Source organism: Kaustia mangrovi, from assembly GCF_015482775.1.
GTDB lineage: Bacteria > Pseudomonadota > Alphaproteobacteria > Rhizobiales > Im1 > Kaustia > Kaustia mangrovi.
The window spans coordinates 2,105,760-2,117,912 of record NZ_CP058214.1 but is presented as its reverse complement, the minus strand read 5'-3'; the positions used below and the strand labels follow the sequence as shown (position 1 = coordinate 2,117,912).

16 protein-coding genes are annotated in these 12,153 nt (G+C 70.0%); 5 read left to right on the top strand and 11 right to left on the bottom strand.

Going from position 1 to position 12,153, the window contains the following annotated elements:
• Nucleotides 1–17: 17 nt before the first annotated feature.
• The 11 genes from HW532_RS09900 to HW532_RS09850 are packed head-to-tail and all read right to left on the bottom strand — an operon-like array spanning nt 18 to nt 7,402.
• A complete protein-coding gene (locus HW532_RS09900; RefSeq protein WP_213164208.1) occupies nt 18–287 on the bottom strand; it encodes an EscS/YscS/HrcS family type III secretion system export apparatus protein in 270 nt (89 codons plus the stop codon).
• 25 nt (nt 288–312) lie between these two features.
• Nucleotides 313–966: a type III secretion system export apparatus subunit SctR gene (gene sctR / locus HW532_RS09895; protein WP_213164207.1), complete on the bottom strand. Its 654-nt coding sequence runs from the start codon at nt 964–966 to the stop codon at nt 313–315.
• Entirely contained in the window at nt 959–2,101 is a 1,143-nt protein-coding gene (sctQ, locus tag HW532_RS09890) for a type III secretion system cytoplasmic ring protein SctQ (protein WP_213164206.1), read from the bottom strand. Before sctQ ends, sctR begins: the two co-directional genes overlap by 8 nt.
• A gap of 7 nt (nt 2,102–2,108) precedes the next feature.
• Complete coding sequence (gene sctO, locus HW532_RS09885) at nt 2,109–2,600, bottom strand: type III secretion system stalk subunit SctO (RefSeq protein WP_213164205.1); 492 nt, start codon at nt 2,598–2,600, stop codon at nt 2,109–2,111.
• The gene (locus HW532_RS09880; protein ID WP_246479830.1) at nt 2,597–3,946 is read right to left on the bottom strand and encodes a FliI/YscN family ATPase; all 1,350 of its coding nucleotides are present in this window, start codon (nt 3,944–3,946) and stop codon (nt 2,597–2,599) included. The genes sctO and HW532_RS09880 overlap by 4 nt, the downstream gene beginning before the upstream one ends.
• Entirely contained in the window at nt 3,943–4,566 is a 624-nt protein-coding gene (gene sctL, locus HW532_RS09875; protein WP_213164204.1) for a type III secretion system stator protein SctL, read from the bottom strand. The genes HW532_RS09880 and sctL overlap by 4 nt, the downstream gene beginning before the upstream one ends.
• 10 nt (nt 4,567–4,576) lie before the next feature.
• The gene (locus tag HW532_RS09870) at nt 4,577–5,194 is read right to left on the bottom strand and encodes a SctK family type III secretion system sorting platform protein (protein WP_213164203.1); all 618 of its coding nucleotides are present in this window, start codon (nt 5,192–5,194) and stop codon (nt 4,577–4,579) included.
• The gene (gene sctJ / locus HW532_RS09865; RefSeq protein WP_246479828.1) at nt 5,191–6,021 is read right to left on the bottom strand and encodes a type III secretion system inner membrane ring lipoprotein SctJ; all 831 of its coding nucleotides are present in this window, start codon (nt 6,019–6,021) and stop codon (nt 5,191–5,193) included. The genes HW532_RS09870 and sctJ overlap by 4 nt, the downstream gene beginning before the upstream one ends.
• Before the next feature lie 18 nt (nt 6,022–6,039).
• Nucleotides 6,040–6,498, bottom strand: a complete 459-nt coding sequence (locus tag HW532_RS09860; RefSeq protein WP_213164202.1) for a hypothetical protein — start codon at nt 6,496–6,498, stop codon at nt 6,040–6,042.
• A gap of 55 nt (nt 6,499–6,553) precedes the next feature.
• Nucleotides 6,554–6,730: a hypothetical protein gene (locus HW532_RS09855; protein ID WP_213164201.1), complete on the bottom strand. Its 177-nt coding sequence runs from the start codon at nt 6,728–6,730 to the stop codon at nt 6,554–6,556.
• A gap of 48 nt (nt 6,731–6,778) precedes the next feature.
• Nucleotides 6,779–7,402, bottom strand: coding sequence for a type III secretion protein (locus HW532_RS09850; RefSeq protein ID WP_246479818.1), 624 nt, complete (start codon nt 7,400–7,402; stop codon nt 6,779–6,781).
• A gap of 428 nt (nt 7,403–7,830) precedes the next feature.
• Here HW532_RS09850 and HW532_RS09845 point away from each other — a divergent pair, with 428 nt between their 5' ends.
• From HW532_RS09845 to sctV, 5 genes are all read left to right on the top strand, one after another.
• Nucleotides 7,831–8,013, top strand: coding sequence for a hypothetical protein (locus HW532_RS09845; protein ID WP_213164200.1), 183 nt, complete (start codon nt 7,831–7,833; stop codon nt 8,011–8,013).
• Between the two features lie 146 nt (nt 8,014–8,159).
• On the top strand, nt 8,160–9,236 hold the full coding sequence (locus tag HW532_RS09840) for a SctD/MshK family protein (protein WP_213164199.1): 1,077 nt from the start codon (nt 8,160–8,162) through the stop codon (nt 9,234–9,236).
• A 39-nt stretch (nt 9,237–9,275) separates the two neighbouring features.
• Nucleotides 9,276–9,647, top strand: coding sequence for a hypothetical protein (locus tag HW532_RS09835; RefSeq protein ID WP_213164198.1), 372 nt, complete (start codon nt 9,276–9,278; stop codon nt 9,645–9,647).
• The gene (locus tag HW532_RS09830) at nt 9,644–9,979 is read left to right on the top strand and encodes a tetratricopeptide repeat protein (protein WP_213164197.1); all 336 of its coding nucleotides are present in this window, start codon (nt 9,644–9,646) and stop codon (nt 9,977–9,979) included. Before HW532_RS09835 ends, HW532_RS09830 begins: the two co-directional genes overlap by 4 nt.
• Before the next feature lie 3 nt (nt 9,980–9,982).
• Nucleotides 9,983–12,151, top strand: coding sequence for a type III secretion system export apparatus subunit SctV (gene sctV, locus HW532_RS09825; RefSeq protein WP_213164196.1), 2,169 nt, complete (start codon nt 9,983–9,985; stop codon nt 12,149–12,151).
• Nucleotides 12,152–12,153: the final 2 nt, after the last annotated feature.

Sequence of the window (12,153 nt, the reverse complement as noted above, 5' to 3'; positions counted from 1 at the left end):
GGTGCCGGCCCCTTCGTCTACCGGGTCACGGTGGGAAATTCCTCGAGCGCCATGGAGGCCTGCTCCGCGATCTGGTCGGCCATGAGCGGCCCGAGCACGATGATGATCACCAGCACCACGATGAGCTTCACCGCCTGGGGCAGGGTCTGATCCTGGATCTGGGTCAGCGCCTGGGCGAGACCGACCAGGATGCCGATCACCACGGCTGCGATGATCACCGGCGCGGACACGATCAGGACGGTCATGAGCGTGGTCTGGACCTTGGCGAGCACGAAGTCCGTGGTCATGGGCGGTCTCCCGGGGCGGTGGGTCTCATCCGTAGCTCAGGATCACGCCGTGCATGAGCCGCGACCAGCCGTCGACGGCGACGAACAGGAACAGCTTCAAGGGCACGGAGATCAGGATGGGCGAGACCATGATCATGCCGAGCGTCATCAGGATGTTGGCGACCACGAGGTCGATGATGAGGAACGGCAGATAGAGCAGGAAGCCGATCTCGAAGGCGCGGGTCAGCTCGGAGGCCACGAAGGCCGGCAGCAGCACCACGAGGTCGTCGTCGCGCAAATCCTCGCGCGCGGCCTCGGGCCAGACCCTGTTGGTGGCGGCCATGAAGAACTGGCGCTCGCCCGGCTTGGTGAAGCGGGTCAGGTGCTCCTTGAGCGGCTGGCGCAGGGCGTCGGCCGCCTCGCCGATCCCCTCCGCGGTCTCCAGGTTGATGTCGCGCGCGGAGATCTCGCCGTAGATCTGGCTCATGAGCGGGCTCGTCACATAGACGGTGAGCACCAGCGCGATGCCGTAGAGGACGAGATTGGGCGGCGTCTGCTGGACCCCCAGCGCGTTGCGGATGAGGAACAGGACCACCGAGATCTTGAGGAAGCCCGTCATCGTCACCACCGCCAGGGGGATGAGCCCGATGGCGGTGACGACGACGATGATCCCCAGAATGTTGAGCCCGCCGTCAGGCATTGTCGGCGAGCCGGGTGATGCGTATGCCCAGGCTCTCGCCGATGCGCACGATCTCGCCGCGTGCGATGCGCCGACCGTTGGCGATCACGTCCACCGCATCGCCGACCGGGCGGGAGAGCGGCAGGAGCGAGCCCGGCGCGAGCGCGCGGACATCGCTCAGGGCAAGCTCGGTCCGGCCGAGCTCGAAGGTGAGCCTGACCGGCAGGTCGTCGAGATCGGTGTCGTCCGAAATGGCGGCGGCATCCGTCGGGTCTGTCATGATCCACTCCCAGTTTGATCCGCGAAGCCGGAACGGTCCGGAGACGAGTTCGGCTCCCGCCTCTCCCGCGACGGCGGGGGCGGCGAGATGCCCGGCGACGACGGCGAGCGCCGTCGCCTCGGGCGTGCGCGCCTCCTCGGCGAGCACCACGTCGCCGGGCACGAGGCCGCGCAGCTCCGCAACGGTGAGGTCCGCCGCACCAGCGCACAGGCTGACCGGAACGGGCAGTTCCGGACCGGCGGGCCTTCCCGGCGCCAGCCTGTCGAGCAGCGCGCCAAGCCCGGCGGCGTGTTCGCACGGCAGGGCGAGGGCCGAGACCTCCGTTCGCTCGGTCCAGGCGAGCGAGAACCCGAAGCGCGGCACGTCCATGCCCTCCGGCGGTCGGTCCGCCACCGACGCGATCTCGACCGTACAGCCGAGCGCCTCCTCCAGGCGGGCGATGTCCGCGGCGAGCGCGCACTCGACCAGCAGGGCGGCATGCTCGGGCGCGAGGCTGTCGGGCGCCGCATCCGGATCGACCCGCGCTATCCACTGCGCGACGAGCGCCCGCGGCAGGCCGAGCGTGCCTTGCGCGCCGTCGACCGCGAAGGCGAGCGTGCAGCGCCCGGCGGCATCGTCGTCGGGCGGCGGCCACGCGGTCTCGATCCGCATGGGCGTGTCCGCCACGGCGATGTCGAGAGGCGGTCGGTGGCGGTAGACCGCATTGAGCGCCGCCGCCCGGCGCGGCTCGATGGCATCGGGCTTCAGCCTTGCCGGCCGTGTCCGGGCCGGCTTGGTCTTGGCTCCGTTCGCCGTCTTGGTCGTGGTTTTAGCCTTGGCCTTGGGCGAGGCGCGCCGGCTGGCTCTTGGACGTGTGGACAGGGAGGCTTGCGGCATCGCTGGGTCACGTCTCCGATGCGTCGTGCGTGCCCGGGAGGACGTCCTCGTCCTCCACGAGCTCGGCCAGGGCGGCCCGGCGATATGCGGTCCGCGAGGCGGTCTCGTCGAGCGCGCCGTCGAGCTTGGCCGCGGCACGCTCGTGCTTCAGGAGGGTTTCGCGGGCGCGGGCGAGCTCCTTCCCGCGCTCGTGCTCGGCGGCCCGTGCCTCGTCCTCCTGCCGGCGCAGGCGGGCCTGTTCCTCGCTCGCGATCTCGCCATGATCGCGGACGCGGTCGAGTTCGTGGAGCGTGACCGGACGGCCGGTGAGGGCGGCGAGCATGGCATGCTCCGTGGCGGCGGCCTCGGCTGCCTGGGCCTCGGCGGCGTCGGATGCCTCCCGCGCCGTGTGCATGGCCTGTGCAAGCGCCGCGCGCCGCCGGCCGACGGTCTCGCGCGCCCGGCGCTCGCGCAGGCGGCGCAGGTCCCGCAGGCGGGCGAGCGTGTCGCGGTCGTTCATTCGGCAAGCTCCCGCATCATGGCACGCGTGCTCTCCATCGCCTCGCTCTCGCCCGCGGCCTGGCGCAGGAAGGCGTTGATCCGGTCGATCTTGGCCACCGCCTCGTCGGCGAGCGGGTCGCTGCCCTTCTCGTATTCGCCGACACGGACGAGCAGCTCGATATCCGCATGGCGGGCCATGAGCTCGCGGATGCGGCCGGCGTCGGCGCGATGGCTCTCCGGGGCGACCGTGTCCATCAGGCGGCTGCGGCTGCGCAGGACGTCGATGGCGGGGAAGTGGTCGCGCCGGGCGAGCTCGCTGGAGAGCACCACATGGCCGTCGAGGATCGCCTGGACCTCCTCGGCGACCGGGTCGAGCGTGCCGTCGCCCTCGGTGAGCACGGTGTAGATGCCGGTGATCGAGCCCGTTTCGCCGGGCCCCGAGCGCTCCAGGAGCCGCGGCAGGGCGGCGAACAGGGAGGGCGGGAAGCCGCGCCGGGTCGGCGGTTCGCCCGAGGCCAGCCCGATCTCGCGCTGGGCGCGGGCAAAGCGCGTGATGCTGTCCATGAGCAGCAGGACATTGCGGCCGCGATCGCGGAAATACTCCGCGATGGTGGTCGCCACATAGGCGGCCTTCACGCGCTCGATGGCCGGCCGGTCCGAGGTCGCCGCGACGACCACGGCGCGCGCGCGGCCGTCTTCGCCGAGCTGGCGCTCCACGAATTCGCGCACCTCGCGCCCGCGCTCGCCGACCAGCGCGACCACGGCGACATCGGCATCGGTGCCACGCACGATATCGGCCAGGAGCGACGACTTGCCGGCACCGGGCTCGCCGAAGATGCCGATGCGCTGGCCGCGCGCGCAGGTGACGAGGCCGTCGAGCGCGCGGATGCCGAGCTGGACGGGGTCGGAGATCAGCGCGCGGGCGAGCGGCGGCGGCGGATAGGCGTTCACGGGGTAGCTGCCGTCGATCCCCTCGGGCGGCCAGGGAACGGCGTCGAGCGGATCGCCGAGCGCGCTGATGACGCGGCCGAGCAGGCCCTCGCCGACCGGCACCTGGAGGTCGCGCCCGGTCGGGATCACCTCGGTCAGGCTCGACAGGCCGGCGAGATCGCCGAGCGGGACGAGGATCGCGGCCTCGTCCGTGATGCCCACCACCTCGCCGGGCAGCCGGCGCCCGGTGCGCGGATCGACCAGATGGCAGATCTCGCCGACGCGCACCTCCTCCACGCTTGCATGGACGACGACCCCCAGAATGCGCCGCACCCGTCCGCGGCCGCCGCGTGTCGGCGCCTCCTGGAGCCCTTCGCGCAGGCGCGGCACGATGGCGGCGAGCCGGTCCTGCATGGGCGGTGCCGCGTCGGTCATCGCAAACCCTCCCGACCGCCGCCAAGGGCGGCTGCCATGGCGGCGAGCTGGGTCTCGATGCCGGCATCCACCACGGCGGCGTCGGTCGCCACGATGCAGGCGTCCGGGGCCAGCGTGTGATCGGCCTCCACATCCACCGGGAAGCCGGCTTCCGTGTCCGCGAGCATCGCGTCGAGGGCGCCGCGCACATGGTCGAGGGCGTCGGGATGCACAGTGAGCTTCACGAACTTCGCGCGGCGGATGTCGGCGACCGCGTGCCGTGCGGCGCGGGCCACGAGCTCCCCGGTCTCGAACTCGCCCAGGATGCGCCTCACGACGTCGAGCGCCAGAGTGGCCACCTCGTCCTCCAGGCCGGCCAGATAGCGGTCGACGCGCGCTGCGGTATCGGTCACCAGCCGGGCGGCCTCGGCCTTGCCTTCCGCCTTGCCATCCTCGTAGCCCTGGGCGTACTCGCTCGCATAGGCCCGGCGCGAGGCTTCCTGCATCCGGTCGTGCTCGCGCCTGGCGGCGGCGAGGAAGTCGTGACCCTCCTGCCATGCCTGCACCTCCTCGGGGCGCAGGATCCTCTTGGAGGGACCTGTGGGTAGGCGGTCGAGGCCCGAACGCTCCGTCTTCGACATGGCGCGTCCCTCAGCTTCGTGCACGCCGGACGAGGGCCGGGCCCGTCTCGGCGAAGGGCGCGTCAGGCTCGTCATCCAGCAATGCGCCGGCGACGAGCTTGAGGCGCACCCGTGCACCGACGGCGGCGGGGACCGCGCGGCACCAGGCGCCGAGGCAGCGCCAGCCGTCGACGGCGATGCGGTCGGCGATCCCGTCCAGCGGCTCGACCGGCTGTCTGGGGCCGGAGAGGTCCCGGTTGGCGATCGCGAAGGCGCACAGCTCCTCGCCGAGCTCGGCGTGCAGCGCCTCCACCTCGCGGGCCAGAACGGCGGCTGCGAGGCTTGCCGACCAGTGGATCGCGCCGGCACGCCGGGCGATCTCCGCCAGCCGGTCGGCCGGCGCGAGGGCAATGGCGCGGTCCGCCTCGTCCAGCGCGTCGGCGGAAAGCGGCGCGGCCAGACCGTAGTGCCGGGCAATGAGCGCGGACAGGCGCGGATGAAGCCGTTCCGTCCCCAGGAGCCGGGCGCAGGCCGCGCGGCTCACCGTTCCGCCGAGGCAGGCGGCGAGGCGGCCCGGCTCGGCATAGGAGGCGGGCGCGTCCATGAAGGCACGCCAGCCGGCGGCGGCGATGGCGGTATCCCCGGTCATGGCATCTTCACCGGAACCGACGGGTCGAGAATGTAGACGCGCCGGCGCTGGCGCCAGATCGCATAGCCGAGCGCGCCGGCCAGTGCGATCACGGCGGCGGCGAGGCCGTAGACCAGCCACATGGCGCGCGTCAGGCTTTCCGCGTGCAGCCACAGCCCCATGAAGGTGACGAAGCCCCCGTTGCTGCCGCTGTCGGCGGCCGGCGCTTCGACGGGAACCAGGATGACGGAGACGTTGTCGTAGGACAGCCCGGCAATACCGTTGGCCACGAGCATCTTGATCTGCGGGATCAGGTCCCGCATCGCCACGGTGTCGCGGTGGCGGATGAAGACGGATGCCGAGGAGGGGATGAGCTCCTGGCGCAGGGGATCGTTCTCCGGCAGCACCAGATGGACGCGCGCCGACAGCACGCCGTCAATGTCGGAGATGGTGCTGGACAGCTCCTGGCTCAGCCCGTGGATCATCCGGGCGCGTTCCTCCACCGGCGAGGAGACGAGGCCGTCGGACTTGAAGATGTCGCCGAGCGTGGAGAATTCGCGCTTGGGCAGTCCGGACTGGTCGAGGACCGCCATGGCGTCGGCGAAGCGGCTCTCCTGCACGGCGACGGTCATGCCGCCCTGCTCGCCGGCAATGCGCTCGGCCGGAATGTCGTGGCGCATGAGCGTGGCGACGATCTCGTTGGCCTGGCGCTGGTCGAGGCCGGTATAGAGCTCGGTCTCGTTGCAGGCCTGCAGCAGGAGGGCAAGCAGGAGGGTGGCCGCGATGCGCCAGCGTGTCCCGACCGGGGCCAATCCTGAAAGTAGAGAAGCTCTCCCTGCTGCGTTCACGGCTGCTCCATCCGGCTCTCACTGCCCTCTGAGAAGGGTGTTGGCGGCCTTCGACAGGCCGGAGGTTCCGGAGACGAGGAAGGTGGTGTTCGTCCCCGCCCAGAGAACGGAGACCAGGCGGTCGAGCACCTGGTCCATGTTCTCGCCGCCGGCTTCGCGTGTCGTGGTCTGCGCGGGATCGAGCGGATCCTGTGCCGGGCCGCCCTGCGGCGCCGTGGCGGGCTCGCTGCCGGACACCGTGGGGGAGGAGCCTCCGTCGAACACGGTCTGAATTCCGTGGGCGTAGCCTTCCAGTCCCTGGACGGCCTCGCTCAGGAGTGTCGCGGGATTGGCGAGGCGCGCCGCCTCGTTGCCGGCGGCGGGGCTGCCCTGAAGCTCGGCAAGATAGTCGAACAGATTCACGGTGACGTCGTTGGCCCCGGCCGCCTCGACGGGCGGTGTCGCGGCGGCCGGCGCGCCGGGAGGTGTCACGGGCATGGCGTGCTCCTGTACGTTTGCGTCCGGGCATGCGGACTCCGGTTGGGCCCTGCGCCTATTCCTCCTTGGCCTCGCTGAGCGCTTCGCTCATGAGCCCCTTGGCCTGGGACATGGCGGAGGTCGTCGCCCCGGCGATGGCGGCCTGGAACTGCTCGGCGAGGACCTCCTCGTCGGCGGTGTTCTGCGTATCGGTCTGCGGCGTCTGGCCGGTGCCTTCAACCTGTCCTGTCATGTCCTGTTTTCTCCTGTGTCCTCGTCGAAACGGTGGGGCGCCGGCATGTCAGGAGCCGTCGCTGCGCCCTCGGAAAACACGAACCGAGACGGCATCGCCGTCGACGACCTCCCGTGCGATGCGCGGCGATCTCGCGCGCGCCATCGCCGTGACGGTCTTGCGGATCAGCGCGATATAGGGTGGCGGTCCCGAAACGGAGACGACATCGCCGTCTTCCGGAATCCGGATCGGATAACGCTCGTCGGAGATGTCGAGCTGCTCCAGCCGCCCGGCGATGTCATCCGGCGCGTGGGGCCCCAGCTCTATCAGCTCCGTGCGGATCTCCGTCTCGGTGCTCACATGGAGCGTCGAGCCGTCGAAATACCAGACGAGGCCGTAGGCGTCGCAGATCCGGTCCAGGAACTCCCGCGCGGTGCCGAGGGGCATTCCGCCGGTCAGCCGTCCCTCGACCTTGTCGGAAACCGACACGGGGAGCCCCGTGTTGCGGCCGAGCTCGGCCAGCGCATCGGCGACCGCCTGGTCGATGACCATGTATCTGTAGGGGCCGGACGGCCAGTCGGGTTCGCCGGCGCTTGCCGGCGGCGCGGTGGCTGCCGCCAGCCCGGCCAACGCTCCCGCGACCACTGCCGCGCGGGCGATCCGCCACCTGTCCGGTGCGATTGTGTCCCGCATTGTCTGCGCCCCGTCTTGCGCGTTTGCGCTGGTTGATTCTCCGACAACTTGCGGGCTTTCCCAGAGATTTTCAGTAAAATTGAAAATAACTCTGGTTCCGCATTGGATGAATGATGGTATAACTGGAGCATTCCGTCAATCTCATGACAATTCTGGCTCATAAAATATACAATATACAATATTTAAAAGAGTTGTACTTGAGTTGTGTTGACTAATCTTCATGATTATCCGTAAATTTATTGGGCGTCACGGCGAGATCAGGGCGTGGCTGCGGGATCGGCGATATGGTTTCGGTCCCGATGTCATGCCGCCGGTGTCGCAATCGCCGGCTGTTGCGCGAGGCATTCGAGCCCCGTGACAGCCGTTCCCGCTCGACCCATTCGCCCGCCCGGCGAATCGGCGAGCAAAGACAATGAGGAGAGATCGGAATGGCGACGCCGAACGTGAATTCGGAGTCGGGCAACAACGGTGCCCAGGATCCGCACGAGAAGCAGGACCAGATGATCAACAAGCTCTGGGAGATGACGCTCCTGACGATGGATACGACGGAGCGGACGAGCGAGCCCAACGCGGTCAAGGATGCCGCCAAGGCCAGCCGCTACACGGCGTGACGGGCAGTGCGGCGCCGGCTGGCCGGCGTCGCACCTTGCCCTGTCGGGCCATCCTGAACGGCCGGTCCCGGGCGCGAGCCGACACCCGGGCAACGGGTTGCATTCCCTTGAGCGAAGATGAAGGGGCGAGTTCGATGATCCTGGCAATGGCCAATCGATTTCGGGACGAAGCATCGCGCCGCCTGTCGGCGCTTGCAGCCGAGCTTGGCGAACGCGCCGCACCATGGCTCGACATGGCGGCCGACCGGTCCCCGCCCGCACTTCAGGTGACGGACGGCATCCACAAGGGCGTGACGCTCACGCTCGACGGCACGACATACAGTATCGGCTCCAGCGCCAAGGCGGACATCGTCCTGCGGGACGAGGGCGTTGCGCCCGTGCACGCCACGCTCGGGCTGACCGGAGGAAGCGTGCGGCTGGAGACGGTGGGCGGCGATGTCGGCCTGACCAGCGGCGAGACCGTGCCGGAAGGCCATGGCTGCCGCCTGAAGCTGCCGGTGGACCTCGTCGTCGGCGAGGCCGTCATCCGCATCGCCGGAGCATCGAACCCCTCCGGAGATGCCGTGATGAAGACGTTGTCGGGCCTCGGCCGGCGTCTCGTCCGCAAGCCGGCGGTGATCGCTGCGACCTTCCTGTTCGGCGTGTTCGCCGTCTCGGTCGTCGCGCAGGGGTCGGGCCCGGACACGACGGGCGCCCAGGCTGCGCGCGAGGCCACGCCCGGCGGCGGCGACGTCGTCCGCGTCGCCTCCCTTGCCGGGCTGGAACGGCTCACCGCGCTCCATCCCTCGCGCGGCACGGGCCCGAGCGCCGGTACCGTCAAGCCGGCGAGCGCGGCCGAGGTGGCCGCCGCGCTGAGGGAACGGCTCGACGCCGCCGGCATCGCAGGCCTCAGGGTCGCGGCCGCCGACGGGCGCCTGGCGGTTTCCGGCACGCTCGCGGAGAAGAGGGCAGGCGCCTGGACGGCCGTCCAGCAATGGTTCGACCAGGCCTATGGCGGACGGATCGTGATGATCTCCAATGTCGTCACCGGCGCAGGCCAGAAGATGCCGAGGCTGGCGCTTCAGGCGATCTGGTTCGGCGAACGGCCCTATGTCATCACGCGGGACGGCTCGCGCTACTACGAGGGCGCCTTCGTCGAGGATGGCTGGGCGATCCGCAAGATCGGCGCGGAACGCCTGGTGCTCGCGAAGGACGACGCGACGGTGGCGCTGACCTATCAGTGACCGGCCGGTATGGCCGGCGCCGCGGAAGGGGCGCACATCATGCAAGACCAGAGGATCGACCGCCAGCGTCTCGACGTGGTTCTGGACCGGCTTGCCGAGCGCACGCCGGAACCGGTCACCGATATTCGCGCCGAGGAGATCGAGGCGCTGGCCCGGACGGACGAGGGCGGCACCTCCGACGTCACGGCCAATTCGCTCGGCGAGGAACTCGTCGACTTCATCATGCCGCGCATCGCCGAGCCGGGGATCTTCCAGCGCTCGGTCTCTATCCTCGAGCACCTTGCCGCCGACGTCATTCCGCGGCTGGAAGGCGGCGAGGAGTTGCGCAGCCTGGCAACGACACTGATCGAGGACGAGATCGGACGCCATCAGGACCTGCTCGAGCGGATCCATGGCGGGCTCGAGACGTGAGCGGCGGCCGCGACGATACCGTGCAGCTCCTGCATGCTCTCGGCTATCTCTACGGATGCCATGGCCAGGCCCGGCGCGGCGTCGTCCTGCTGCTGATCGCGGCGCGTCTGGCGCCGGAGGATTCCGGCGTGCTGAAGACCCTCGCCCATCTGTTCGTGACCGACGGAGAGGCGGATCGCGCGCTCACCGTGATCGCCCGGCTCGAAGCGCTCGACGGCGACGGGCATCCGGCGCTCGCCCTGCTGAAGAGCCGGGCCCTGCTCGCGGCCGGCCGCACGGGCGAGGCGCGCGATGTCTTCCGCGACTTCCAGGCCCGGCGCGGGGAGGCCTGAACCATGGCGGCTCCGATGGCGCGCTCGCTGGGGCGGCTTGCACGGCGTGGCGACCTGGTGATCGCGATCCTGATGCTGGTCGCGGTGATCATGATGATCATCCCGTTGCCGACGGCGCTGGTCGACGCGCTGATCTCGGCGAACATGGCGACCAGCGTGCTGATCCTGCTCGTCGCCTTCTATGTCGCGCAGCCGCTGGACTTCTCGTCCCTGCCGTCGGTCATTCTCATGGCCACGCTGTTCCGGCTCGCCATCACGATCACCACCTCGCGGCTGATCCTGCTGCAGGCCGATGCGGGCGAGATCGTCTCCACCTTCGGCGCCTTCGTGATCGGCGGCAGCATCGCCGTCGGCCTCGTCATCTTCCTGATTATCACCATCGCCCAGTTCGTGGTCATCACGAAGGGGGCCGAGCGCGTCGCGGAGGTTGCCGCGCGCTTCACGCTCGATGCGCTGCCCGGCAAGCAGATGAGCATCGACGCGGATCTGCGCAACGGCGATATCGACCAGGCCGAGGCGCGCCGCCTGCGCCATCGCCTGGAGCGCGAGAGCCAGCTCTACGGCGCCATGGACGGCGCGATGAAGTTCGTCAAGGGCGACGCCATCGCCGGCCTCGTCGTCATCGTGGTTAACCTTCTCGGCGGCCTTGCCATCGGCACGCTGCAGCACGGCATGTCGCTCGGCCAGGCGGCGCAGACATACTCGCTCCTGACCGTCGGCGACGGGCTTGTCGCCCAGATTCCGGCGCTGCTCGTCTCCGTCGCGGCGGGCACGGTCATCACGCGGGTCGCCTCCGACGAGGAGAGTAATCTCGGCGCGCAGATCGCCGGCCAGCTTTCGCGCGATGCCCGCGCACTGGCGCTCGCCGCGGCGATCCTGGTCGTGTTGAGCCTCGTGCCCGGCTTCCCCGCGCCCGTGTTCCTCGCAATGGCCGCGATCTTCGCCACCGGGGCCTATGTCCAGTACCGAAGCCGCGCGCCGCGCATGGCGGGTCTGCGGCCGGTGGCCGCGGAGCTCGTCGAGCATGAGGGGCGTGGCGGCCCGCCGGAGCTTGCCGAGGGGGAAGAGACCCGGGCGCTCGGGCCGCCGGCGCGCGTCATTGTGCGGATGGGGGCGGGCCTGTCGGGGGTCGTGTCGGAGGAGGCGTTCGCGCCGCTGGCCCAGCGGATCCGGCACAGGCTCCGGGACGATCTCGGCGTCGAGGTGCCCGGCATCGACATGCGCCGGGACGCGGGGCTCTGCGACCAGCGCTTCCGGATCGATCTCGAAGGGGCGCCGATCGCCGAAGCCGAGATCCCTCAGGGCAGGATCCTCGTGGAGGACGAGGCGGCCCATCTGGAGCTTGCCGGCGTGGAGCACGAGGAGGGGCCCCCGCTCGCTGGGCGGCGCAAGGCGCTGTGGGTGGACGCCGTTCACGGCGACACGCTGACTGCGGCGGGCGTGACGACGCTCGGTCCGCTCGAGGCGGTCGGCCGTGCGCTCGAGCATGCCATGCGCTCCTATGCCGGCCATTTCGTCGGCATCCAGGAGACCGGACGCCTGCTCGCCGCGATGGAGGCCGACTATGCCGATCTGGTCAAGGAGGCTCAGGGGGTGGTTCCGCTCCAGAAAATGGCGGAGATCCTGCGCCGGCTGGTCGACGAGGACGTGCCGATCCGCAATATGCGGTTGATCCTGGAGGCGCTCGTCGAATGGGGACAGCGCGAGCAGGATGTGGTTCTGCTCACCGAATATGTCCGCATGGCGCTCAAGCGTCAGATCTGCTTCCGGATGGCGGACCGCAACCGGGTCATCGCGGCCTATGTGCTGGAGCGCCCGGTGGAGGAGATGCTGCGCGCCGCCGTGCGCTCGACGTCGGCCGGCGCTTTCCTGAACATTTCCGACGACGGCGCGCGCATCCTTGTCGGCCAGATCGAGCAGGCCCTTGCCGAGACCGAGGCCGATGCGGAGCCCGTCGTGCTGGCTGCCATGGATGTGCGCCGGCATGCGCGCGCCCTGCTCGCGCGCCACGAGATCGATCTTGCGGTGCTTTCCTATCAGGAGCTCGCACCGGAGTTCTCCGTGCAGCCGCTGGCCACGATCACGAAGTCCCGCGCCGAGAGGGGCGCACAGCAGTCATCCGAGACAGTGCCGGATGCCGGAGAAGCCGCTGCCCGGGGATCGGCGGTGTGACG